Source organism: Heyndrickxia sp. FSL W8-0423 (assembly GCF_038009395.1).
GTDB classification, from domain to species: domain Bacteria; phylum Bacillota; class Bacilli; order Bacillales; family Bacillaceae_C; genus Heyndrickxia; species Heyndrickxia sporothermodurans.
Genome location: NZ_JBBPBE010000001.1, coordinates 3577230 through 3603701 on the forward strand (window position 1 = coordinate 3577230; position 26472 = coordinate 3603701).

Consider the following 26472-nt stretch of genomic DNA (forward strand, 5'->3'; position numbering starts at 1 on the left):
ATGACCTCTTTATGTAGGAAGACGAATTCATTGTTCGAATTCGCCTTCCGTTGTTTTTAATTAATGATGTTTTAATTCTTCAATTCTTGCTTTAACTGTAGCTTGCTTTTCTAGATAATCTTTTTCCTTCGCCCGTTCTTCATCGACTACAGCCTGTGGAGCTTTGCTGATAAATTTCTCATTACCTAATTTTTTCTGAACACGGTCAACTTCTTTTGTCCATTTTTCTAGTTCTTTCTCAAGTCGTACTATTTCCTCATCAATATTAATTAACCCTTCTAATGGAAGGAATAACTCTACACCTGTTACGACTGCCGTCATGGCTTTGTCTGGTGCAGCTAATTCAGTAGCAATGGTAAGTTCATCCGGATTACAGAAACGCTCAATATATGATTGATTCTTTTTAAGTGATTCCAGCACTTGGTTATCTTTTGCTTTTAACATAAGCTTAATTTTTTTGCTTAGTGGTGTATTTACCTCAGAACGTATATTTCGTACTGAACGAATAATTTCGACTAATAATTTCATTTCGCCTGCTGCTGCTTCATCATGCAACTCATCATTTGCTACAGGCCAAGACGCTATAGTAATAGATTCCCCTTTATGCGGTAGGTTTTGCCAAATTTCTTCGGTTATAAACGGCATAAATGGATGTAATAATCGCATCGTATTGTCTAAAACATAAGCTAAAATGGAACGAGTGGTAAGTTTTTCCGCTTCATCCTCACCATATAGCGGTAACTTCGCCATTTCAATATACCAATCACAGAAATCATCCCAAATGAAGTTATAGAGAACTCTACCAACCTCACCAAACTCATACTTGTCGGCAAGCTTTGTTACTGTTTCAATCGTTTCATTTAACCGGGTTAAAATCCACTTGTCAGCGACTGATTTTTCTCCGCTTAAATCGATTTCTTCGTATGTTAAGCCATTCATATTCATCAGTGCAAATCGGGAAGCATTCCAAATTTTATTCGCAAAGTTCCAAATGGACTCTACTTTTTCCATACTGAATCGTAAGTCTTGCCCTGGTGAGCTGCCAGTAGATAAGAAATAGCGCAAAGAATCTGCACCGTATTTATCGATGACATCCATTGGATCAACACCATTACCAAGGGACTTACTCATCTTTCTTCCTTGTTCATCACGTACAAGACCGTGAATTAACACATCTTTAAAAGGAATTTGCCCCGTAAATTCTTTCGCTTGGAAAATCATCCGTGCAACCCAAAAGAAGATAATGTCATATCCGGTAACTAATGCATTCGTTGGATAATAACGTTTGTAATCATCTGCGTCCGTATCGGGCCAGCCCATTGTTGAAAATGGCCATAATGCAGAACTGAACCAAGTATCTAATACATCATTATCCTGTTCCCAATTCTCAATATCTTTAGGCGGGTCGATATCTACATGAATCTCTCCTGTTTCTTTATGATACCATGCCGGAATACGATGTCCCCACCAAAGCTGACGGGAAATACACCAGTCGCGAATATTTTCCATCCAGCGTAAGTACGTTTTCTCGAATCGTTCAGGAACAAATTGAACACCTGCATCTGTACCTTGCATAGAAACGGCAGCTTCAGCTAATGGAGCCATTTTTACAAACCATTGAGTAGATAAATACGGTTCAACGACCGCTCCACTTCTTTCTGAGTGACCAACCGAATGCATATGTTCTTCTATTTTAAATAGAACTCCTTGCTCTTGAAGATCCTTAACAATTTGCTTACGGCATTCGAAGCGATCCATGCCTTCATATTTGCCGCTCTTATCATTCATTGTTCCGTCTTCATTCATCACTAATATTCGTTCTAAATTATGACGATTGCCAATTTCAAAATCATTAGGGTCATGTGCCGGCGTAATTTTAACCGCCCCAGATCCAAATTCCATATCGACATAATCATCACCGACAATCGGAATTTCACGACCAGTAATAGGTAAAATCACTGTTTTTCCGATTAAATGTTTATATCTTTCGTCTTCGGGGTGAACAGCAACAGCCGTGTCTCCAAGCATTGTTTCAGGGCGAGTGGTTGCAATTTCAATTGACCCTGTTCCGTCAGCTAACGGATATTTCATATGATAGAATGCACCTTGAACATCCTTGTAAATTACTTCAATATCGGATAAAGCAGTTTTTGTAGCTGGGTCCCAGTTAATAATATATTCCCCGCGGTAGATTAATCCTTTTTTATAGAGGGTAACAAACACTTTACGTACTGCATCTGATAATCCTTCATCCAAGGTAAAACGTTCACGGGAATAATCTAATCCTAAGCCGATTTTCGACCATTGTTTACGAATGAATGCAGCATATTCTTCTTTCCATTTCCATGTTTCCTCGACAAATTTATCCCTGCCTAAATCGTATTTTGATACGCCCTCTTCACGTAATTTTGCTTCTACTTTTGCTTGTGTGGCAATTCCTGCATGGTCCATTCCGGGTAACCATAAAACATCATAGCCTTGCATACGCTTCATTCTTGTTAAAATATCTTGTAAAGTCGTATCCCAAGCATGACCTAAATGCAGTTTTCCAGTTACATTTGGAGGTGGTATAACGATTGTATATGGTTCTTTATTCGGATCATCTTTCGCTTCGAAAAATTTCCCTTTTACCCACCAATCATAGCGATCTTTTTCAATCGTATTCGGATCATATTTAGTAGACATTTGAATTTCTTGATTTTCCATTCTATTTTCCTCGCTTTCGTTATCCTGATACTCTTGATACCTATACAAATAAAAAACTCCCCTCGTCAAAAGGACGAAGGGAGCGATTTTCGCGGTACCACCTTTTTTCACAGACAATAGCTATTACATACACTAAAGCCTGGCACTTAACTATGATAACGGCTTTTCACCGGCTTCAATTACTCCAATTTATGTTTCACAGAAGCTACTCATGGGCGACCTTCCAATGTTCACTCTTAGGAAATCTCTCAGCTATTGATTTCCCTCTCTGAATGTAAGCTTAACTATCAAGCTTATTTAAGCAGTATCCCATTGTACTATTCCCAATCACTGCATTTAAATTTCATTTAATTTAATTTAATTTAATTTACTTATTATAGTATCTAAATCAACTGCATTTCGTCAATCATTATTGCCGATTATTAAAAAAAATATTCGGCTTTTGCGGGATTGACACCTATTCACCCATATCCCATACATTATTATATAAGGAACCCGAGAATAGGTAGGTGAAAGGAATGAAAAAAAAGTTTAATCAATATACGATACAATCTTGGTTTAAAACATTCAAAGGTGTCGGAAAGCAGCTAATTATTCCATTTACCATTTTTCAAGCGATTCGAACGATTTTATTGCCTACTGCCTTCGACGTTTTATTACTAGCCATCTTTATTTTAATTGCTTTTGCATTCCAGAATGAGTGGATTTGAAAAATAATAGGCCCTTCCTTATAAATTTTTAGGAAGGGCCACTGTTTTCTGTTCCTTTAGACTGAATTTCCATTTCACGTATCCGCATTACAACATATTCGGTATTTTTTAATAGCCAATATTGTTTTTGCAATTGCTTCACAAATCTTATTTCCGGTTTCTTCGTTTTCTTTAAGAAATATTCTTTAACAATTCGATGCATGTGACCGGGATGTGCTAAATAACTGAGAAAAAGATGCTTTTCATCTTCTCTAAAAGGAAAATGTGATAGATAAGTATAGACCCATTCTACACAATCATCCCATCTCTTCGGATAGGTAGTTAATGTTCTTGCCAAAAAAGGGAGCAAATCATGAATTGGGGAGGAGACTTTAGAATCTTCAAAATTCGTAAAATACCCATATCCTCGTTCATCATATAGAAAATGCTCTGTAGAAATTTTGCCGTGAACAACTACAGTTCTTCCTTTTTCAAGTTCTTTAGAAACGTCATACCATCGCTTTATCTCCTGCTTTGAAAAATCAAGCGCCTGGATGATGTCTTGATAAAATGTACAATATAATAATTCAAAAGGGGACATATACACTTTCTTTTCACTACGTTCAAGGAATTCCTCGAAAAATTCGGATTCTCTTTCCAACTGTGTACTCGTTAGCTCAAAGTGTTCCTTTCTTTCTTCACTTGCTATCGGAATGTCCTTAACAGATAATGTATGCAATCGAGCCAATTCCCTAAACATCTTTTGATGCTTTTCATTGCGATCCTCTTTTTCTTCATTCGGTAACCATGGCATTAAATAATATAAATAGTGTTCATTAAGCACGGCATACCTTCCATCAAGCGTCGGATAGATTGGTACAATCCGATTATAACCTCGATGATAGAGCATTTGTACGTTGCGAACAAAATCTGTTCCTAATTGAGGAGAAATTCGTTTTAGGGCAAAGTTTCCATCTCTCGTAACTATTTTATAGGTCTTGCCGTACTTTTCGATAAAATTAACTTTTAGACCGTATTGTTTTAAAATCATTTTTATTTCGGATTGTGTACTCTTATCCATCCTATCACCTGCTTAGGTGCCCTAAACTGCCTCCAAATTTAAACCTCTTCACTACAAAAGAACGGGCGCGAAAGATAGAAAACCAATCATCTATTAATCAATTTTACTATTAAGTGTAGTTGCATATGATGGAATATATAATACTTGCCCTTCATATACATCCTGATTTATTTCTAAATGATTCATTCTTAAAATTTGTTGAACACTAATATCATATTTTTCCGCTAAAACATCCAGTGTTTCCCCTTGTTGGACAATGCAAACTTTTAATTTTGCTGCTTTTTCATCTGTCTTTCTTGCAAAAAAGTCAGCTAAGGAGATCGATTCATACTTTCCAAATTTTTTCTTTTTCTTATTATTCGTTTCTTCTTCTTCTTGTTCCTCATGCTCTTCTTCCATATCAGCCGGGGATTCGACTTCAACTTCATCTTCATCAATTTCTTCTGATGATTCAGTCTCTTGCCGAGAGAACTGTAGAAGTTCTTCTTTTATTTTCTCTTCATCGAAGGAATGAAGATTTATCGTCGGCTCATCATTTTTATTTTCTATATTGATTGAAATTTCCTCTTCTTGTTGAATTTTACGTGCTTCTACTGTAAATGGTTGAAAAAATTCCTCTTGCGCAAATGACTCTTGTTCATTCGACTCATTGGTTGTAGATACATTTCTCGATTCTTGCTCATCTGATTCCTGCACTTCGTCGCTTTCTAAATGCCAATCGCTTAATTCATCTGACAAATTAACGGATTCCTCGTCATCAACATGTTGGATTGATTCATCAGAGGTTTCTTCTTGTAATGAATTTCTTTGTGGTACGGATATAGGGATTTCTTCTTTTTCTTCCTCTGGAACTGTTTCTTCGTTTCGTATTCCTAAAATGGAAAGATCCGCATTAAGTTTTAAATTTCCTTTTTCGGGCAGTAAGTAATCAAAGGAGTCAATATTTACATCGATATCCGCGATTTGATCAACTCTGCTTTTCGGAATCGTGACATCGACAGGGAAGCGATGTTCAAAATAATAAATTTCGTCTGTTGTACGGTATTCGACATGGTGAGCAAATTTACCATGCAAATCTAATTCTTGTTCCTGTTCTTCTTCTTCATTTCCTTTGTATTCTCCAGACAGTTGTAAGTTTCCGATTATTTGGATGTATTGTTCTTGTTCTTGTATAGTAATTTCCGGATCCAATGAAATGGATAGAAGTTCATCTACTTCCTGTCCTTTTTTAAACCAGATGGACTCTTCTAATGAAAATCGTAAGGACGATTGACTTTGAGACAAGGTGGATTCCTCCCTTTCAATCAAACTGACTATGTCATTTACACTTTATGAACAAAGGAAGGAAATTATGTTAGTTTTCTTTGCGCAAAGGTACAATTCTAATAGATGTAATTAATAATTAATCGAACCCGCAAGAGCGAAGCGATGAGGAGGCTCGACTTCCTCCCTGCGGAAAGCAAGCTCCTGCAGCGGAAAGGAACGGGCTATTCAAAAAACCACACCTAAATTAATCAGGTGTGGTTGAGTATGTTTATCCGCGAATTGTTTTGAATGTTTTTTCGACGGCTTCGATTGTATGGTCAATGTCCTCATCTGTAAGCGTAGTTGATAGGAATAATCCTTCAAATTGGGATGGTGGTAGAAATACTCCGTTGTTTGCCATTTCACGGTAGTAGGCAGCAAAGAGTTCTAAGTCAGATGTTTTTGCTGTTTCATAGTTAATGACCTTTTCATTCGTTAAGAAAATACCAATCATCGAACCGGCACGATTTATTGTATGAGGGATGTTATATTTAACAGCCGCCTCGTGCAATCCTTTTTCTAGCTTATCTGCTTTTTTAATAAATTCCTTATACGTATCCGGAGTTAATTGTACTAAAGTTTCATAACCGGCAGTCATAGCTAATGGATTACCGGATAATGTGCCAGCTTGATATATAGGACCACTCGGTGCAATTTTTTCCATGATTTCTGCTTTCCCACCGAAAGCACCTACTGGAAGACCTCCTCCAATAACTTTACCGAGACAAGTCAAATCAGGAGTTACGCCAAAGTAACCTTGGGCACAATGATAATCAACACGGAAACCAGTCATTACTTCATCAAAAATTAATAATGAACCATATTTACTTGTTATTTCACGTAAGCCTTCTAAAAAGCCAGGTAGTGGAGGGACAACTCCCATGTTACCAGCTACAGGTTCAACAATGATACAAGCGATATCATCCCCATATTGTTCAAAAGCAAGCTTCACGCTTTCCAAATCATTATAAGGAACAGCAATTGTATTACTAGCAATACCCGCAGGTACTCCCGGACTATCTGGCAAACCAAGTGTAGCAACTCCGGAACCAGCTTTAATTAAGAGTGAATCGCCATGACCATGGTAACAGCCTTCAAATTTCAAAATTTTACTACGACCCGTATATCCACGAGCTAAGCGTAAAGCACTCATTGTCGCTTCAGTACCTGATGAAACCATACGAATAATTTCAATCGATGGTACTCTCTCTTGAACAAGCTTGGCTAATTTGTTTTCTGCAAGTGTTGGAGCGCCAAAACTTGTTCCATATTCAGCCACTTTTTTTAAGGCATTTACAACTTGTTCATTGGTATGACCTAAAATAAGAGGTCCCCAAGATAGAACATAGTCGATATATTCATTTCCATCGATGTCATAAATTTTTGAGCCTTTGCCTCTTTCCATAAAAATTGGATCCATATTTACTGATTTAAAGGCACGTACTGGGCTATTAACGCCACCTGGCATCAAGCTTAGCGCTTCTTGAAATGCCTGTTTAGATTTTTCGTATGAACGCATTTTAACAACCTCCATAAGGTCATATTCTATAATGATAAATTAGATAATATTTTTATTTGGCGATCCATTTTGCAGCATCTTTAGCAAAATAAGTAATAATTAAATCAGAACCTGCTCTTTTCATGCTCGTTAACATTTCTAGAACAATAGATTTTTCATCAATCCATCCATTTTGCGCTGCTGCCTTCACCATTGAATACTCACCGCTGACATTGTAAGCAACAACTGGTAAATTGAATTCATTTTTCACATCACGGACAATATCAAGATAAGATAAAGTTGGCTTAACGATTAAGAAATCCGCTCCCTCATCAACGTCTGACTGCGCTTCCCTAAATGCTTCAAGACGATTGGCCGGATCCATTTGATACGTTTTACGATCCCCAAATTGTGGCGCACTTCCTGCCGCATCACGAAACGGGCCATAAAATGCTGAAGAATATTTCACCGCATAAGACATAATTGGAATGTCGGCAAATCCCGCTTCATCCAATCCTTTACGAATGGCTGCGACAAAACCGTCCATCATATTGGAAGGTGCAATAATATCAGCACCTGCTTCCGCCTGACTTACCGCTGTTTTTGCTAATAAATCAAGACTTGGATCATTTAAAATTTTCCCATCTTCTATTACGCCACAATGTCCATGATCGGTATATTCACAAAGACAAGTATCCGCAATTATAATAATTTCGGGATAATTTTTTTTAATAAAGCGGGTAGCTTCTTGGACGATCCCGTGATTATGGAATGCACCTGAACCTTCCGCATCTTTATGTAAAGGGATTCCAAATAAGAGAACGGATTTAATCCCTAATTCAACTACTTCATCCATTTCCACTTTTAATTGATCGAGGGATAATTGATAGATTCCAGGCATTGATGCGATAGGATTTTTAATATTTTCACCTTCCGCAACAAAGATCGGATAAATAAAATCTTCTACATGTAAATGTGTTTCACGAACTAAAGCTCTCATGTTCGCAGAACTACGTAATCTTCTATGACGTTTAAATTGTAACTCTTTCATTTTCGTTCCTCCTTCGCGATCTGTAACTTGCACAAACTTTCAAGCATACAGTCAATCGTATAGATTGCAGGACTGGCTACAACCTTATATCCATATTCCTCTACTGCTTTCTTCGTTACATCACCAATTGTAACAAACTCTATTTTTTGTATTTTATTTTGCAAAGAATAGTCTTTGACGATGTTCATAAAATGATGAAAAGATGACGGACTAGTAAACATTGCGTAATCCAATTCATTTTCGTTCACGATTGTGACTAGTTTTTCAATGCTTTCCGGCGGCAAAAAGGTTTGATAAACGATCCATTCATCTACATGGATTCGTTTTTCTTCCAAACCCTTTGCAATCGTTTTGCTTGCTAGATTTCCTTTCGGAAGCAAAACAGGACCAGCTACTTCCTTTTCTTTTATAAATTCTGCAATAAAATCAGTAGCACTAAATTGTTTTGGAAAAAACTCTACCTCTATATTGTATTTTTCAATTGCCTCTTTCGTTTTGCTTCCAACAGCAGCTATACGATTTGTCAGGCTATCAAATTTACATATAGCTTTAAGTTTTTTTAACTCGTTGAAAAAATAATCAACGCCATTTTGACTTGTAAAGATGATCCATTCATATTCATGCAATTTTTCCACATAGGTTTGTGCCTTCGAATCATCATTTTCTTGGAAATCGATTAAAGGAGTAACATATGATACCCCACCTAAATTAATAATTTCCCCGGCAAGTTTTTTTCCTTTTTCACCACCACGTGTAACTAACACATGTTTGCCTAGTAATGGCAAACGCTTTTGTTTGCCATCTAATGGCAAATGTTCAATCATGATTCATCTAACTCCCGCTTGACACGATCGATTAGATCTTTTGCTCCTTGTTGTGTTAGTAATTCAGCTGCTTGTTCACCAACTATCATTGGATCTTTTCCAGTAACTGTTTCTTTAAAAATCTGTTTGCCATTCGGATCTGCAACAAGTGCTGTTAATGCGATTTGTTTATCATCAGTTAATTTAGCGAAGCCTGCTATTGGCACTTGGCAACCACCTTCCATTTTATGAAGGAATGCTCTTTCCGCAGTAACTGTTTCTTTTGTTTCTTCACAAGTTAATTTAGCTAGTTGTTCAAGTAATTCTTTATCATCTTCCCGACATTCAATCGCTAATGCCCCTTGACCAACAGCAGGGAGACAAATTTCCGGATCCAAATATTCTGTCACAACATCACTGCTCCACCCCATGCGGGACAAACCTGCTGCAGCCAATACGATGGCATCATAATCTTCATTTTCCAGCTTTTTCAAACGAGTATCAATATTGCCACGAATCCATTTAATATCTAAATCAGGGCATTCAGCAAGAATTTGGGCACTTCGGCGTAAACTGCTTGTTCCAACCTTGGCACCTTTAGGAAGATCTCTTAATGTCATATGCCCTTTTGAAATAATGACGTCTCTATAATCTTCACGAGGCGGGATACAACCAATTGTAAGTCCTTGTGGGAGGATCGCAGGCATATCTTTCATACTATGTACAGCCATATCAATTTCTTTATTTAATAGGGCCTGCTCGATTTCTTTTACAAAAAGACCTTTTCCGCCAACCTTTGATAAAGTGACATCTAAGATTTTGTCACCTTTTGTCACAATCTCTTTCACTTCAAATTCGAAAGGTACGCCTAATTTTTTTAATTGATCTGCCACCCAATTTGTTTGAGTTAATGCTAGTTTACTTCTTCTTGAACCGATAATGATTTTTCTCACTAAATTTACCCTCCTACGAATACCAAAAATGAAATGCCGATAGACGACTAAATAAAAAGAAATTAATTAAAACAACTAGAAATGCACCAATATTCCATAATGCTAATGATTTTCCGAACATACTTTTCTTGTTTCGAAGGTAAAGAATTAGACTATAAACAATTAAAAGGATAAATGAACTGATTATTTTCGAATCATACCAATGAAAGGTAGGTAGTTTAATAAATGCCCATTGCAACCCTAAGATTAAACTTAACAACAGCATAGGTACACCAATCGCATTTAATACATAAGACATCTTTTCAAGTTTAGATAAATCATTCAACCTCCAGAGACGATGGCCCCACCTTTTTTTCTTAAGTAATGTATATTGCAATAAATACATTAATGAAAAAACGAATGATAGTGAAAAGGCCGCATAGGATAAGATTGCCATCGTAATATGTATAAATAGCAACTCAGATATTAATCTTTCCGACATCGCCACATCCGATATTTGCACTGGAGCGAACGTATGAATCGCCATAAAAATAAAGCCAATGATATTTGTAAAAAAAACGGTGAAATCGACTCTCAATATTTTATTAATGGCGAGTGATAGTGTAATTAATACCCATGCATAAAAATAAAGACCTTCAAATAATGTAAGAACTGGAAATCTGCCTGTTTGAAAGACATACATAAACAAAAAAATTGTTTGAAGAACCCAAACAATTGCAAGTAACCAAAAAGCGAATTGATTTGCTTTCTTATTTTGATGTAAGAAATCGATAAAATATAATAGAATACTGATAGCGTATAAGACAATCATTACCTCATGCAGCCTAGACATGACAATATCGAACATATGAACATTCAACCTCTCTAAAAAGGTAAGGATTAGGGTGGGAACAAATAAACTTTCCCACCATTTCTTACGATTAAAAATGATTTCTATATTTATATAGGCTGAACATTCAATTGAACAGAAGTTTTTTTGTTTGGTTTTAATTTCTGTTCTATCTCAGTTTCTACATTAAAAATTTTCTTAAATAAGTCAATTTGTTCAGCAGCATTCGGCTGTGCCGCAATTTCTTTCACCTGTGAAATCGGATCCTTTAATAATTGATTGACGATACTTTTTGTATGTTTACTTAAAATCTTTCGTTCCCGGTCTGTAAGATTCGGCATTTTCCGTTCGATGCTTTTCATCGTTTCTTCCTGAATCGACAACGCTTTTTCACGTAACGCTGTAATGACAGGAATAACACCTAACATATTTAGCCATTCATTGAATTGAACTATTTCCATTTCAATATTAATCATAATTTTTTCGGCAGCTTTTTTACGTTCTGCCAAATTGGCTTCAACAATGCCTTCTAAGTCATCAATATCATATAGAAAGACGCTTTCCAACTCAGCGATTTTAGGATCTAAGTCACGCGGAACCGCAATATCAACCATAAATAATGGTCGTTTCTTTCTCATTGCCTCGACATTAACCATCATTTCTTTCGTAACAACATAGTCTTTCGCACCTGTAGAACTAATTAAAATATCCGCTTCAACGATCGCACATTGAAGTTCTTGTAAAGTTTTCGCTTGGCCGTTAAATTCTTTCGCCAAATCTTGAGCTTTTTCAAATGTACGATTGATTACAGAGACTTTTGTTGCTCCAGATCCATATAAGTTTTCAATTGCTAGTTTTCCCATTTTTCCGGCGCCCACAACGAGGACATGTTTATTTTTCAAGTTCCCTAACACTTTTTTTGCCAGTTCTACTGCTGCATAACTGACTGAAACAGCATTAGATCCGATTTCCGTTTCTGAGTGAGCCTTTTTCGCAGTTGTAATTGCTTGTTTAAATAACTGGTTGAAGATTGTTCCGGTTGAACCAACTTCTTGGCCAATAAAGAAACTATGCTTCACCTGTCCTAAAATTTGCGTTTCTCCAAGGACCATGGAATTCAATCCACAAACAACCTTAAATAAGTGTTCAATTGCTCCGTCCTGCTCGTAAATTGACAAGTAAGATGTAAACTCCTCTTTATCAATTTGAAACCACTCTGATAGAAAATCTTTAATATAGTAACGTCCCGTATGCAATTGATCAACAACTGCATATACCTCTGTGCGATTACATGTAGAAACAATTACATTTTCTAAAATGCTTTTTTTATTTTTTAACGCTGCCATAGCATCAGATAAATCCGCTTCATTAAAAGACAGCCTTTCACGTATCTCAACAGGGGCTGTTTTATAATTTAAACCAACAGCTATGATGTACATTTTAAGATGGCACCCCCAAAGTTTATAAAAAAGAATTCAATCACGAATTTCTTTCCCTATTCTTATTATATCATGTCCAATTTCATCTACTCTTAATAAATGTGAAAAGATAATGAAACTTATGTTATATTAATTATAAATTAGATATTAAATTCACAGTCCATTAGTACAGTAACAAAAAAAGAACTGGGAATCAAGTTTACAGTTTGAAAGTAGGTTGTTTATGAAAAATCAAAAAATTTTTCCGGGAATTATTTTACTTGGTTTTGGTTTGTATTTTTTTCTTACACAGAACAATCATGTCACAATGTTGAAAGAATATTTAACATGGCCTACTTTATTAATTATTGTAGGAATCGCATTTTTAGGGCAGGGCTACGGAGGAAAAGATGCTGAATCCATTTTACCTGGTGTAATTCTCGTTGGTTTTGGTCTTCATTTCCATATTGCAGGTAAACTTGCCATTTGGCCGGATCATATCGGTGTTTTTATTTTAATCATTTCATTAGGTTTTCTATTACGCTATCAAAAAACAGGAAATGGCTTATTTCACGGAATCCTCTTTTTATTCATTTCTATTGTTCTCTTATTCTATGATGAGGTATTAAAATGGATGGGATTATTGGAAAATAAAGCTGCTTCAATAATAAATTTTTGGCCTTTTCTATTGATTGCAATTGGTTTATATTTATTGTTTATAAAACGAAAATAAAAAAAGACCCATTAATGAACAAATTCATAATGGGTCTTAATATTCACATCCACTTTTTTAATATTCCCCATACTTTGTCTTTTCCTTCACCTGTTTCCGATGAGAATACGACAATATCGTCTTGAGGATCAAAATTAAGTGTTTCCTTTGTAATTTTTAAATGCTTTTGCCATTTTCCTTTAGGAATTTTATCTGCTTTCGTTGCGATGATGACACAAGGAATTTGATAATGTTTTAGAAAATCATACATTAGTATATCATCTTTCGTAGGGGGATGACGTAAATCAACAATTTGGAGAACAGCGCAAAGCTGTTCTCTTGTTGTAATATACGTTTCAATCATCTTTCCCCACGCTTCACGCTCAGATTTTGATACTTTCGCAAAACCATATCCAGGAACATCGACAAAGAATAATGACTCTTCAATTTTATAAAAATTTAACGTTTGCGTTTTTCCTGGTTTTGAAGAGGTTCTTGCTAATGCTTTACGATTAATCATTTTATTAATAAAGGAAGATTTCCCTACGTTTGAACGTCCTGCTAAAGCAAATTCCGGTAACCGTTCATCAGGGTATTGCTCTTGCCTTACTGCACTTATTACTAGTTCTGCATTATTTACTTTCATTTCGATTTCACCTGCTTAATGCTACCTTTAAGACTTCGTCCATTTGTGAAACAGGTATTAACTTCAGATCATTTCTCACACTTTCGGGAATGTCATCAATATCCTTTTCATTGTCTTTAGGTAAAATAATTGTTGTTAACCCTGCTCTATGAGCACTTAATGTTTTTTCTTTTAAACCACCGATTGGCAGCACCCTGCCTCTTAGTGTAATTTCGCCTGTCATACCAACTTCTTTCCGAATAGGGATACCGGTTAACGCTGAAGTTAAGGCAGTGGCAATCGTAATACCTGCAGAAGGTCCATCTTTAGGAACAGCACCTTCGGGAACGTGAATGTGTATATCATATTTTTCGTGAAAATTTTCTTCTAATTTTAATTCTGTAGCTTTAGAACGTACAAAACTAAACGCTGTTTGAGCAGACTCCTTCATTACGTCCCCTAATTTTCCTGTTAAAACAAGCTTGCCTTTACCCGGAGACAGGGAAACTTCAATTTGTAATGTATCGCCGCCAACTGTTGTATAAGCTAATCCAGTAGCGACACCAATTTGATCTTCTACTTCTGCTAGACCGTAACGGAATCGTTTCTTACCGAGAAATTCTTCTAGATTTTTTTCCGTAACAATTAGACGTTTTCTTTCAGAAGAAACGATTATTTTTGCTGTTTTTCTGCAAATCGAGGCAATTTCTCGTTCTAAGCTTCTAACTCCGGCTTCGCGTGTGTAATATCGGACGATGGCTTGGAATGCCTCATCTCTTACTTGTAATTGTCCTTTTGATAGACCATGTTCTTGCATTTCTTTTTGCAGTAAATGATCTTTCGCTATATGAATTTTTTCCAGTTCGGTATAGCCCGGTATAGAAATAATCTCCATTCGATCCCGTAAAGGTCCAGGAATGGATGAAAGATCGTTTGCCGTTGTTATAAACATGACTTTGGAAAGATCATAAGTTTCTTCAATATAATGATCACTAAAATTATTATTTTGCTCCGGATCTAACACTTCTAACATAGCTGCAGAAGGATCGCCTCGAAAATCATTAGACATTTTATCGATTTCATCGAGTAAAAATACGGGATTGATCGTCCCAGCTTTTTTCATTCCTTGAATAATTCTACCAGGCATTGCACCGACATATGTCCTGCGGTGCCCACGTATTTCGGACTCATCCCGAACACCACCTAGTGAAATTCTTACAAACTTTCTCCCCAGCGATTCAGCGATTGATCGAGCTAAGCTTGTTTTTCCGACTCCAGGAGGTCCAGCTAGACAAAGAATTGGTCCTCGTAAAGCTTGAGTCAATTTTTGCACTGCTAAATATTCAAGTACTCGTTCCTTGACCTTTTCCAATCCATAATGTTCTCGATTTAAAATTTTTTCTGCTTTTATAATATCTAAATCATCTTCTGTTGCATTTGTCCATGGAAGAGAGATAAGCCAATCTAAATAGTTGCGTATGACCGAACTTTCCGCAGAAGTAGTTGGCACCTTTTCATATCGATCTAATTCTTTTAACGCTGTATTCTTTACATGTTCCGGCATTCCAGCGTTTTCTATCTTTTCAGAGAACTCAGCTACTTCCCCTGTTTTCCCTTCTTTATCGCCTAGTTCTTTCTGAATCGCCCTCATTTGTTCACGTAAATAGTATTCCTTTTGTGTTCGTTCCATTGATTTTTTCACACGTTGACCGATTTTCTTTTCTAAATTAAGAACTTCTTTTTCATTATGAATGATTTCAATTACTTTATTTAAACGTTGTTTAATGTCAACTGTCTCTAAGACTTCTTGTTTATGTGGTAATTTCAATGGTAAATGCGAAGCAATTATGTCGGCCATTCTTCCAGGTTCTTCAATATCTGCCACCGTTTCAAAGTTTTCCGCAGAAATTTTCTTAGAAAGTTTTATGTATTGTTCGAAATATTCAAGCATGGTTCTCATTAATGCTTCGGTTTCTACATCAGTTTGTTCATTGTCTTCATACGACTTTAAAGAAACTGCATAGTAGGTTTCTTTATCATAAAAGTTTTCTATTTCTGCCCGATGTAACCCTTCAACTAATACTCGGATCGTTCCGTTCGGCAATTTAAGCATTTGTTTTACCCGGGTAAGAGTTCCCATACGGAAAAGGTCATCTTCATTTGGTTCATTTATACTTTCATCCTTTTGTGTTGTTAAAAAGATGAGGTGGTCGTTCATCATCGCTTGTTCTAATGCTTGAACAGAATGTTCACGTCCTACATCAAGATGTAAGACCATCGTAGGGTACACAAGCAATCCCCTGAGTGGTAACAGAGGAACGGTGTTTTCTATTTTCTTTGTCAATATCGTGCACCTCCAAAAAATGACACGTTGAATCTTTTTTCAATTCTAACGTATTTAAATAATCGTGTCCATTTTGTAGAATACGTTAATCACATTTTATACTATCAAACGTATTTAAGAAATCGATTTGGTATGAACCAAATCGATTCAGATTCAAAATTTTATACACTTTTCTTATCCATTTCTTCTATTGGAGGGGCAAAAGGTGATTCCCCTTCGAAATGGTTCATTAATGCGATTTCAATTGCCTTTTCAAATTGATGAATTGGTATAATCGTTATTCCATCTATATCATTTAATATTGATTGCATATTTTCAGCCGGTATTATGACCGTTTTCACACCAGCTTGCTTAGCCGCCTTCACTTTAGCAAACACGCCACCGACAGGCTTTACATTTCCATGAATGCTTATTTCCCCTGTCATAGCGACGGAATGGTCAACAGGAATTTTGTAGATTGCTGAGTATATCCCTGTTGCCATGGCAATCCCTGCAGATGGTCCATCTATAGGGATTCCACCCGGAAAATTCACATGTATATCATATTGATCAGCCGGGACACCCATTGTTCTTAATACAGTTATTACATTTTCAATAGATCCTTTTGCCATGCTTTTTCTGCGAATCGATTTCCCCTGCCCTCCAATACTTTCCTCTTCAACAATTCCTGTAATATTGATAGACCCTTTTTCTTTAGCGGGAATAACGGTTACTTCAATTTCTAACAATATTCCACTATTGGGACCTGTCACGGCCAGACCATTTACCAACCCTACAGTAGCTTTCTCACCAATTTTCTTTTCAAGTCTCGGTGTTAGTTGACTTGATTGAATAATCCATTCAATATCTGCATCACTAATAAAAGTTCTATCTTCTTGAATCGCAAGTCCTGCAGCAATTTGAACCATATTTACTGCTTCACGTCCATTTCTCGCATATGAAGCTAAAATATGCATGCCTGATTCTGAAAGAGATAAATTTACTTTTTCAGCAGCCTTTTTGGCAACTTTAGCAATTTCCTCTTGTTCAAGATCACGGAAAAATACTTCCATACATCTTGATCGAATGGCAGGTGGAATTTCATTAGGTGTTCTAGTTGTCGCCCCAATTAAGCGAAAATCCGCGGGTAATCCGTTTTGAAAAATATCATGAATATGCGATGGAATTTGAGAATTTTCAGCACTATAATAGGCGCTATCTAAAAATACTTTACGATCCTCCAACACTTTTAATAGCTTGTTCATTTGTATTGGATGAAGTTCACCAATCTCATCAATAAACAGAACACCACCATGTGCATTTGTAACAGCACCTTGTTTTGGTTGTGGAATACCTGCTTGGCCCATTGCTCCCGCCCCTTGATAAATTGGGTCATGTACAGAACCAATAAGTGGATCAGCAATCCCACGTTCGTCAAATCTCGCCGTCGTCGCATCAAGCTCAATGAAGACAGAGCTTTGTTTAAAAGGCGATTTACTATTCTTTTTTGCCTCTTCTAATACTAATCTTGCTGCAGCAGTCTTCCCTACTCCCGGAGGTCCATAAACAATAACATGTTGTGGATTAGGTCCACAAAGGGCCGCTTTCAATGACTTAATACCATCTTCTTGCCCAACAATATCTTGAAAGTTCGATGGACGTACACGTTCTGCTAGGGGTTCTGTTAATTTAATGGAACGCATTTTCCTTAATTGTTCCATTTCTTTGCGTGATTCTCGATCTATCGATACTTTTTGTGTTTTCTGTCCTTTAAGCAGATTCCAAAAATATAAACCGATAATCACTCCGAAAAATAATTGAATTAATAATGCTATCCCAGTCCAACTCATCGAATTCCCTCCAAGATGCTTGATTCATTATAAATTTAGTATCTCCTGGAGTTAAAGGGAATAAACCATTTTTTTGCGGAAGGCTGGAACCTTGCTAGATATTGAAAATTTTAAAAGCCTAGCAGACAATGCATGTCTACCAGGCTTTATGGTCAAGCAGTTTTTGATTGCTCGTCTCCCTCGACGATCGTTCCATCTTCTAATACCAATCTAGGAGGCTCGTTGTTAACAACAGCTTCTTTCGTAACAATGCATTTTTTAATATCATCTCTTGACGGTAATTCAAACATTACGTCTAACATGATACTTTCAATAATTGATCGTAAGCCGCGGGCACCTGTTTTTCTTTCAATCGCACGTTTGGCAATTTCTTTTAAGGCATCTTCTTCAAATTCTAATTCTACCTCATCAAGCTCAAGCATTTTTCGATATTGTTTAACAAGAGCATTTTTTGGTTTCGTTAAAATTTCTATGAGTGCTTCCTCATCTAGTGGTTCAAGACTTGCAATAACCGGAAGGCGGCCAATAAACTCCGGAATTAAACCAAATTTAAGTAAATCTTCTGGCAATATTTTTGATAGTAGTTTTTTATCATCAATATCGGCGCCTTTATTCTCTCCGCTAAAACCAATTACTTTTTGCCCGAGGCGACGTTTAATAATTTGTTCAACGCCATCAAATGCGCCACCACAAATAAATAAAATATTTGTTGTATCAATTTGAATAAATTCTTGATGCGGGTGCTTTCGTCCACCTTGTGGAGGAACACTGGCAACTGTACCCTCTAGAATTTTTAATAGTGCCTGTTGGACACCTTCTCCAGAAACATCTCTAGTAATTGATGGATTTTCAGATTTACGGGCTACTTTATCAATCTCATCAATATAGATGATTCCCTTTTCAGCTTTCTCTACATCATAATCTGCAGCTTGTATTAATTTTAAAAGGATGTTTTCAACATCTTCACCTACATACCCTGCTTCTGTTAATGACGTTGCATCAGCAATTGCAAATGGTACATTTAAAATTCGTGCTAATGTTTGTGCAAGTAATGTTTTTCCGCTTCCTGTAGGTCCAATTAAACAAATATTACTTTTCGCAAGTTCAACATCATCAATTTTACTGTTGGAATTGATGCGTTTATAGTGGTTATAAACCGCTACTGCTAATGACTTTTTGGCTTGATCCTGTCCAATTACATATTCTTTTAAAATTTCCCTTATTTCCAATGGTTTTGGAATATCCTTAAATTCAACCTCTTCTTCTGTACCGAGCTCTTCTTCTACAATTTCTGTACAAAGTTCAATACATTCATCACATATATATACACCTGGTCCTGCTACTAATTTTCGAACCTGATCTTGTGTTTTACCACAAAACGAACATTTTAATTGTTGCTTTTCATCGTTGAATTTAAACAATGAGATTCACCCCTTATTAAAAACTTTCGAATAATTGACCGATATTTCAAAAAAGATTAATTAAATGTGTACTATCTTTTGTAAAGTACCAATCCGTTTATTAATTGTTACACTTCATCGAAAGATAAAACCATTTACTTAATACTTTTCAAGAAACTGGCTTTGTTGGAACACTTTAAAAATAGTTATGTATTGGATTGTAACATATTTCTTTGTTGGACAGGAAATTTTAAAGCTTACTTATTTTATTTCGCCATTAATTGTTTATTTTCCTACTTAATCAAGACTTTCCCGAAAATAAGTTTTATATTCTTCGTATGTATATATTTTTTTACTTGGTCGTAAAAAATTTATGTATTTTATAAAACAAGACACGAATATGTCGTGCCTTGTTTTATATTAATATCTATTATTTTATATTATTCTACAGTCTTGCTGTTTTGTACAAGAAATTCAACTGCTTTGCGAATTTTTACGTCTCTTTTTACAGTGTCTAATCCGCCAAGTGCTTTTTTAATATCGTCCGCAGACATATTGTACATAGTAGTCATTTTATTAATTTCTTCTTCAGCTTCTTCGTCTGATACTTCAATTTTTTCAGTTTCAGCGATAGCTTCTAAAGTAAGATTCATTCGAACCCGTTTCGCAGCATCTTCCTTCATTTGATCACGAAGTGCTTGTTCGTCTTGACCTGAGAATTGGAAGTACAACTCAAGGTTCATACCTTGCATTTGTAAACGTTGTTCGAATTCCTGCATCATGCGATCCACTTCGGTATTGATCATCGCTTCAGGAATATCAACTTCAGCATTTTCAGAAGCTTTTTCTACAACAGCATCTTGAATCGCATGTTCTGCTTCATGCTCTTTAGAATGTTTTAAGTTAGCTTTTGTTTTTTCTTTAAGTTCTGCAAGTGTTTCTACTTCACTATCAACATCTTTTGCAAACTCATCATCTAATTCAGGTAGTTCTTTTGTTTTAATTTCATGTACAGTTACTTTAAACGTAGCTGGTTGACCTGCTAATTCAGCAGCATGGTATTCTTCCGGGAATGTTACTTCCACATCTTTTTCTTCGCCTGCTTTTGCTCCAACTAATTGTTCTTCAAAACCAGGAATGAAGCTATTAGATCCAAGAACTAGTGAGTAGTTATCTGCTTTACCGCCTTCGAATGCTTCGCCATTAACAAAACCTTCAAAGTCGATGACTACAGTGTCACCATTTTCAGCCGGTCCTTCTTCTTTAAGGACTAATTCAGCATGACGTTCTTGTAATGTTTTTAGTTCATTTTCAACATCTTCATCTGTTACTTCTGTATCAAATTTTTCAACTTCCAATCCTTTATACTCGCCAAGTTTAACCTCAGGCTTAACAGTGATTGTCGCTTTGAAAATAAGTTCTTTTCCTTTTTCCATTTGCTCGATATCGATTTCAGGGCGATCTACTGGTTCAATTCCAGTTTCTTCAATCGCTTGTGAATATGCATCCGGAAGAAGAATATCTAACGCATCTTGGTATAAAGATTCTACACCAAAACGTTGTTCGAACATTCCACGAGGCATTTTCCCTTTACGGAATCCCGGAACATTAACTTGTTTTACAACTTTTTTGAAGGCACCGTCCAAAGCTGTTTTTACAGTTTCAGCATCAACTTCTACTGTCAGTACTCCTTGGTTTCCTTCAAGCTTTTCCCATTTTGCTGACATACCTTTCCCTCCAACGATCTATATTTTGATAGTGTAATGAACAGATGTAATAGATAACACTTTTAATGATTGCCATTACTAATATAAATGAAAACACATTACAACCCTTTCATTATAACATACGTTTTTTCTGTTTCAAGAAGGAGCTATATAATCGGTAAAGAAATTTCTTCAAGTTTTTTTAGAAAGGTAATTGCTTTTACTAGACTTGCAGCATTTACTTGATTCTCTTCAGCTATTTTTTCTAAATCCAGTGTTTCACCGTATAATTCTTGTCCAAAACATCGATAGGTTAAACACCATAATATAGGATCTTCCGGCACAAGTTCAAAGGGATAGAGTAAGAAAAAATGTCGATCCACGATGTCTTTCATTTGTTGATATAATGTCGGATTATTGTTTTCTAACCCGACTTTTAATTTTTCCAGTAATACGATATAAAAGGGTGTTTCAAAAATTTGCGGTAACTGTACTGGTATAAACGTTCCCTCATTATTAAATTTTTCTACTTGAATTTCTTTTTCTACACCATGCTCTTTTAAGACATTCAATATCATAGTTTTTAAAAAAGGATGAGCTGACTTTTTCCTCACGTATTGTGTTAATTCATCTATGTATGGATGAATATTTTGGTTAGAAAGTTGTGCAACTTTGTATATGTTTTCTTTTATATTATCTGATAAAAAAAATGGATTCTCCGGAATATTCGCTTGTTGATTAAACTGTAGGTTATTCGACTCGGATCGATTTTGACTAAATTGCAACAGTTTTTTATAATGCTCAATTTTTTCTAAAGGAACTTCATTTTCATCTAGCAAAGTACTAATTGTATGTATGATTTCCTCATGATTGCTAAGTTGTATCAAAATCATTAAGTAAACATCAATAATTTCAAAATAGTTTCCTATACCTTGATGCAATAAATAATGACATACTTCTTTCGCCTTTTCATAATTGCCACTTTCATACAATGCAATTAAATAGGCTGTTCCAATTTCGGGATTTTCGGGATCTATTTCATTCGCTTGACCTAAAAAATCTACTGCTTCAGTAAATTGATGATTATCTAAATGAGCTATCCCCATTTCCAAGAGACGATCCTTTAACCCTGGAAAAAGTACAATTTTTTGATCACTTTTCTCATTTTTGTTTTTTTCCATTATAAGTCCGCCTTTTCCGATGTGTTTCTTAGCCAACATCAAGTAATGACAAGTTTAAGTTTAGCATGTTTTTATTTACAAAACAAAAACCCTAGTGATCGTTCATAAACTAGTGAAAAAACAAAAAAACTTACACGAATGTAAGTTTTTTTGTTTTCATATGACGTCCCAGGAGGGATTCGAACCCCCGACCCACAGCTTAGAAGGCTGTTGCTCTATCCAGCTGAGCTACTGGGACAGATAATTATGTATTCTCGACTGTAAAAAATCATTGCGTTCATCGAGGACATTTTTAATTATATATGGGTTGTTGTGTTCTGTCAACAGTTTTTTCGTTTTTTCATTTTAAATTGCAGTCTGACTTTCAGACTGCAATTTAAAATACCTATAATGTAAATGTTTGCCGAAGGTCGACCAATTCTTCATGAAGATCGGAAAAGAATTTCGTTGTGATTGAATGATCATTTTTTTCAACGATTGCATATGTTTTTTCTTTACGACCTCGAGGCATTAGTAAGCTACCGGGATTTAAATATAAAGTCCCATTAATCATCTCTGCACCGAGCATATGTGAATGGCCAAAAAAGACAAAATCCGCACCTACTTCTTTTGCTTTATACGAAAGATTCAAAAGCGTCATTTTCACATTATAATGATGACCATGCGTAATAAATATTTTATTCCCATCAATATTTTCTTTTATATCAAGGGGAAATTGGCGGTCATAATCACAATTACCTCGAACGACTAAATAGCCGCTTATTTCTTCGTCATTTGCCATTAGTTCCGAATCACCGCAATGAATCATCGCATCGACCTTATTTTCATATTTTTCTTTTAATTGTTTTAATTCCTCGCGTAAACCATGGCTATCACTAACAATTAATAATTTCATTTTTGATCACCTAAATCAAATAAATTTTGCAAAATTGCAGGAAGCTTGTTTACTGCTTTCGCTCGATGACTAATTCGGTTTTTTTCCTCTGATGATAATTCTGCCATTGTAAGTCCTTTATCTTTAATAAAAAAAATCGGATCATACCCAAAACCATTATCCCCTTTACGTTCGCGAAGTATTTCACCTTCACACGTCCCGGAAACAGTAATCGTTTCTTCACCGGGAATAGCGATGGCCAACGCACAGTAAAATTTGGCACTTCGATCATCATTCGGTATATCGATCATTTCTTCTAAAACCTTATCAATATTTGCCTCATCATTTTTATCTTCTCCTGCATATCTTGCAGAGTAAATACCAGGTCTGCCATCTAAGGCATCAATGACCAAACCGCTATCATCTGCAATCGTCATTATATTATATTGTTGTGATATCGTTTCTGCTTTTAAGATTGCATTTTCCTCAAACGTACTGCCTGTCTCTTCCACGTCAATTGCATCGGGAAAATCCAATAAAGTCTTTACTTTAATATTAAAGGTTGAAAACATTTTTTCAAATTCTTTTGCCTTGCCTTTATTTTTGGTTGCAATAATCACTTGTTTTTCCATTTTTCTATTCCTCATCACGATTATTTTCTATTTTCGCTGAAATTTCACCTAGTGCTTGTTTTTGGATACTAAACAACTCATTCAGTCCATGCTTTGCAGCTTCAATTAATTGTTGCAGCTCTTCTGAAGAAAACGTTGCTTCTTCCCCCGTTCCTTGTAATTCAACAAATTTCCCCTCACCAGTCATAACAACATTCATATCTACTAATGCTTGGCTATCTTCGGCATAGTTTAAATCGAGCACTGTACCTGCATCTTTGATGATACCAACACTAGTTGCAGCTAAATAATCTGTAATTGGGAAATTTTTCATTCCTTTATTTTCATATAATTTTGAGAGCGCTTGAGCCATTGCAACGAATGCACCTGTAATAGAAGCTGTTCTAGTTCCTCCATCCGCTTGGATGACATCACAGTCTATCCACACAGTTCTTTCTCCAATCTGATCTAATTGTACAACCGCGCGTAAGGCACGTCCGATTAATCGCTGGATTTCCATCGTTCTTCCAGTCACTTTCCCTTTAGAGGATTCACGTATATTGCGTTGCTCTGTTGCACGCGGAAGCATAGAATACTCTGCTGTTATCCAACCTTTCCCACTGCCTCGCATAAACGGAGGCACTCTATCTTCAATACTAGCTGTACATATTACCTTCGTATCTCCTACAGTAATGAGGACAGATCCTTCTGGATGCTTTAAGTAGTTTGTTTCTATATGTATCGGTCTTAATTGTAACGCTTCTCTACCGTCAACTCTCACCAGTAGACCTCCTTTTTTAAACCAAGAAAGAAGAGGTGGCTCACGATATGCGAGCCTACCTCTTAATTTTATTATTTATAGTATAACAAATTTTTCATATTAAAAACTACCTGTGTTTACCTTTTCTGGTCGAGTCACTGGTTCTGATAGTGGTTTTCCTTCTTCATTTAACAATTTCGTGCTCCCGTTTACTTCAATAGCAACACTCTTAATACCTTTTTGCTCCGTTAAAGAATAGACGAGAGGTTTTAAAACATTTTCCGAAATCTTGTTTTCTTCAAAACTACCTAGAATATTTTCGTTAAAATTCAATGTTACTTTCCCATCCTTAACAACTGGTTCATCTAATAAGGCCACTTCTGATTGAAAGGCACTGACAAGTGAAGAGTTCGGATTTGGTCCCTTTACTAACTCATTTACTACAGCCTTTACATCATTTGTTTCCGTATTGCTTATTCGTTTCGTCACAGGAACATAGTATGACTTGCCATCATTTTCATCTAAGTAATAGACTGTTAATGAATGAGTATTTGTAATATCAATTACACCGGTAAGATCTGTATTTATTCCATTTGCCCTTGTTAATCCTTCTTGGTTAATCGGTGTTTTATTAACAGGCATTTCTTTTAATGGGTGCCCATTTACACTTAACGTCACTCGTTCGATTGAATCAAATTGTGTTAATGTCCATGTGATTGATTGCATAATTTTCTCTTCGTCTTTTTTATCATAACCATTAAATTCCTTTGAAAAATCAACCGCTGCTGTCCCATCTTTTTTCACATCCACGCTTATTTTCGTATCTGCAGGCAGTACGGCTCTAAATCCATTCGGAATAATATTTTGACCTGGTCCATCAACGACTAGGTATTCTAATGCTTTTGTCGCTATACCTTTTTCATTTGGCAGTGGTAATGCTTGTGAAACGACATAGCCATTTTTATCAATTAAATACAATTCAGTCATGATCGTATTCTTTTCATCTACTGCGTTTGTTTGTTTATCTTTATCCCCTGTTAATGATTCCCCTTTCTTTAATGAGCTTACCGTTTTCGGTGGATCAATTTTTTCCGTTTTGTCACCTCCAAATAAACCACAACCTGACAAATACATACTTGATGCAAGCATAGTTACTGCTACTGTCACCTTTGTTTTTTTAGACATTTTTGTACCCTCCTAAGACAGTTTGTACTACTATCTATACGAGCCTTCATTAAAAAATAGACCGTTTTTTCTTTGCATAAAAAAACCATTTATTCAGGAGTTATTCGTCTCCTAAATAAATGGTTTCCACATTCGCAATCTCTTGTTCTAACCAGGCAGTAGCAATTTGAGAAAACATACTGCTGGAACCTGTAGTAAAAAATTGATGTTTTGGACATGCATTCTCTGTATTCATTAAATGCCGAAAATATAAGATTGTACTTATTTCACGCGCTGTTTCATCTCCGGAACTAATGACTTTCACTTCACTACCCATTACATTTTTTATTAAACCTTCTAATAAAGGATAATGTGTGCAGCCTAGAATCAATGTATCAATGCCGCTTTTTTGGATTGGAGCTAATGATTCAGCAACAATTTTTTTTGCAATGGAGCTTTTGTACTCTCCACTCTCAACAAGGGGCACAAATTTCGGACAGGCAAGTGATGTAATACTTACCTTCCTATTTATAGATTTTAACGCTTTTTCATACGCACCGCTTTTAATTGTACCAATCGTCCCTAACACACCGATATTAAATCCTTTTGTATTTTTTAATGCTGCTCTTGCCCCCGGATAAATAACACCTAATACAGGTATTTTCAACTCTGTACGAATTTCATCCAAAACAACAGCAGTCGCAGTGTTACATGCAATGACTAACATTTTTATATTTCTTTTTAATAAAAATCTTGTCATTTGCCATGTATATGCCTTTACTTCATCAACAGGTCTTGGACCATATGGACAACGGGCAGTATCACCGACGTATATAATGCTTTCATTCGGCAATTGTTTCAGCACTTCTTTTACAACCGTTAGTCCTCCAACACCTGAATCAATAATACCTATTGGTTGGTTCAACAATCTCG

Annotated in this window: 22 protein-coding genes, 1 tRNA gene and 1 other annotated feature; of the genes, 2 read left to right on the top strand and 21 right to left on the bottom strand. The window is 35.9% G+C overall.

The window, feature by feature from the left end:
* Window positions 1–60: 60 nt before the first annotated feature.
* On the bottom strand, window positions 61–2706 hold the full coding sequence (locus MKY81_RS18365; RefSeq protein WP_341118811.1) for a valine--tRNA ligase: 2646 nt from the start codon (window positions 2704–2706) through the stop codon (window positions 61–63).
* Window positions 2707–2772: 66 nt separating this feature from the next.
* Window positions 2773–3046: a binding site (T-box leader), on the bottom strand.
* A gap of 178 nt (window positions 3047–3224) precedes the next feature.
* On the opposite strand from MKY81_RS18365, the gene MKY81_RS18370 reads away from it, so the two are divergent.
* Window positions 3225–3416: a hypothetical protein gene (locus tag MKY81_RS18370; protein WP_066227182.1), complete on the top strand. Its 192-nt coding sequence runs from the start codon at window positions 3225–3227 to the stop codon at window positions 3414–3416.
* A 28-nt stretch (window positions 3417–3444) separates the two neighbouring features.
* Here MKY81_RS18370 and ysxE read toward each other — a convergent pair whose 3' ends face one another.
* From ysxE to hemA, 8 genes are all read right to left on the bottom strand, one after another.
* Window positions 3445–4476 carry a spore coat protein YsxE gene (gene ysxE / locus MKY81_RS18375; protein ID WP_108070374.1) on the bottom strand — a complete coding sequence of 344 codons (1032 nt, stop codon included), beginning with the start codon at window positions 4474–4476 and terminating at the stop codon, window positions 3445–3447.
* A gap of 93 nt (window positions 4477–4569) precedes the next feature.
* A complete protein-coding gene (gene spoVID, locus MKY81_RS18380) occupies window positions 4570–5760 on the bottom strand; it encodes a stage VI sporulation protein D (protein WP_181294594.1) in 1191 nt (396 codons plus the stop codon).
* Between the two features lie 250 nt (window positions 5761–6010).
* A complete protein-coding gene (hemL, locus tag MKY81_RS18385; protein WP_066227168.1) occupies window positions 6011–7300 on the bottom strand; it encodes a glutamate-1-semialdehyde 2,1-aminomutase in 1290 nt (429 codons plus the stop codon).
* A 52-nt stretch (window positions 7301–7352) separates the two neighbouring features.
* Entirely contained in the window at window positions 7353–8330 is a 978-nt protein-coding gene (gene hemB, locus MKY81_RS18390; RefSeq protein ID WP_107920247.1) for a porphobilinogen synthase, read from the bottom strand.
* Entirely contained in the window at window positions 8327–9154 is an 828-nt protein-coding gene (locus MKY81_RS18395) for a uroporphyrinogen-III synthase (protein WP_108070370.1), read from the bottom strand. Before MKY81_RS18395 ends, hemB begins: the two co-directional genes overlap by 4 nt.
* Window positions 9151–10086 (bottom strand): hydroxymethylbilane synthase, encoded by a 936-nt coding sequence (gene hemC, locus MKY81_RS18400; RefSeq protein ID WP_108070368.1) that lies wholly within the window; start codon window positions 10084–10086, stop codon window positions 9151–9153. The genes MKY81_RS18395 and hemC overlap by 4 nt, the downstream gene beginning before the upstream one ends.
* 13 nt (window positions 10087–10099) lie before the next feature.
* Entirely contained in the window at window positions 10100–10933 is an 834-nt protein-coding gene (locus tag MKY81_RS18405) for a cytochrome c biogenesis protein (RefSeq protein ID WP_108070366.1), read from the bottom strand.
* A 92-nt stretch (window positions 10934–11025) separates the two neighbouring features.
* Window positions 11026–12354: a glutamyl-tRNA reductase gene (gene hemA / locus MKY81_RS18410; protein WP_108070364.1), complete on the bottom strand. Its 1329-nt coding sequence runs from the start codon at window positions 12352–12354 to the stop codon at window positions 11026–11028.
* A gap of 223 nt (window positions 12355–12577) precedes the next feature.
* Here hemA and MKY81_RS18415 point away from each other — a divergent pair, with 223 nt between their 5' ends.
* The gene (locus MKY81_RS18415) at window positions 12578–13066 is read left to right on the top strand and encodes a LiaI-LiaF-like domain-containing protein (RefSeq protein ID WP_066227151.1); all 489 of its coding nucleotides are present in this window, start codon (window positions 12578–12580) and stop codon (window positions 13064–13066) included.
* A 43-nt stretch (window positions 13067–13109) separates the two neighbouring features.
* Here MKY81_RS18415 and yihA read toward each other — a convergent pair whose 3' ends face one another.
* The 12 genes from yihA to racE form a co-directional block, all read right to left on the bottom strand.
* On the bottom strand, window positions 13110–13691 hold the full coding sequence (yihA, locus tag MKY81_RS18420) for a ribosome biogenesis GTP-binding protein YihA/YsxC (protein ID WP_066227148.1): 582 nt from the start codon (window positions 13689–13691) through the stop codon (window positions 13110–13112).
* Window positions 13692–13698: 7 nt separating this feature from the next.
* The gene (gene lon / locus MKY81_RS18425) at window positions 13699–16014 is read right to left on the bottom strand and encodes an endopeptidase La (protein WP_108070362.1); all 2316 of its coding nucleotides are present in this window, start codon (window positions 16012–16014) and stop codon (window positions 13699–13701) included.
* Window positions 16015–16175: 161 nt separating this feature from the next.
* Window positions 16176–17843, bottom strand: a complete 1668-nt coding sequence (gene lonB, locus MKY81_RS18430) for an ATP-dependent protease LonB (RefSeq protein ID WP_108070360.1) — start codon at window positions 17841–17843, stop codon at window positions 16176–16178.
* 152 nt (window positions 17844–17995) lie between these two features.
* Entirely contained in the window at window positions 17996–19264 is a 1269-nt protein-coding gene (clpX, locus tag MKY81_RS18435; protein ID WP_066227138.1) for an ATP-dependent protease ATP-binding subunit ClpX, read from the bottom strand.
* A 419-nt stretch (window positions 19265–19683) separates the two neighbouring features.
* Window positions 19684–20970: a trigger factor gene (tig, locus tag MKY81_RS18440; RefSeq protein ID WP_341118506.1), complete on the bottom strand. Its 1287-nt coding sequence runs from the start codon at window positions 20968–20970 to the stop codon at window positions 19684–19686.
* A gap of 146 nt (window positions 20971–21116) precedes the next feature.
* Complete coding sequence (locus MKY81_RS18445) at window positions 21117–22130, bottom strand: tetratricopeptide repeat protein (RefSeq protein WP_181294593.1); 1014 nt, start codon at window positions 22128–22130, stop codon at window positions 21117–21119.
* Between the two features lie 164 nt (window positions 22131–22294).
* Window positions 22295–22368: transfer RNA gene (locus MKY81_RS18450), tRNA-Arg, on the bottom strand.
* A gap of 147 nt (window positions 22369–22515) precedes the next feature.
* Window positions 22516–23025 carry a metallophosphoesterase gene (locus tag MKY81_RS18455; RefSeq protein ID WP_108070354.1) on the bottom strand — a complete coding sequence of 170 codons (510 nt, stop codon included), beginning with the start codon at window positions 23023–23025 and terminating at the stop codon, window positions 22516–22518.
* Window positions 23022–23636, bottom strand: coding sequence for an XTP/dITP diphosphatase (locus tag MKY81_RS18460; protein ID WP_108070352.1), 615 nt, complete (start codon window positions 23634–23636; stop codon window positions 23022–23024). Before MKY81_RS18460 ends, MKY81_RS18455 begins: the two co-directional genes overlap by 4 nt.
* A 4-nt stretch (window positions 23637–23640) precedes the next feature.
* Window positions 23641–24396 carry a ribonuclease PH gene (gene rph / locus MKY81_RS18465; protein ID WP_341118508.1) on the bottom strand — a complete coding sequence of 252 codons (756 nt, stop codon included), beginning with the start codon at window positions 24394–24396 and terminating at the stop codon, window positions 23641–23643.
* 99 nt (window positions 24397–24495) lie between these two features.
* Window positions 24496–25560 (bottom strand): GerMN domain-containing protein, encoded by a 1065-nt coding sequence (locus tag MKY81_RS18470; RefSeq protein ID WP_066227122.1) that lies wholly within the window; start codon window positions 25558–25560, stop codon window positions 24496–24498.
* A gap of 100 nt (window positions 25561–25660) precedes the next feature.
* Window positions 25661–26464, bottom strand: a complete 804-nt coding sequence (racE, locus tag MKY81_RS18475) for a glutamate racemase (RefSeq protein ID WP_108070348.1) — start codon at window positions 26462–26464, stop codon at window positions 25661–25663.
* Between the last annotated feature and the right edge of the window lie 8 nt (window positions 26465–26472).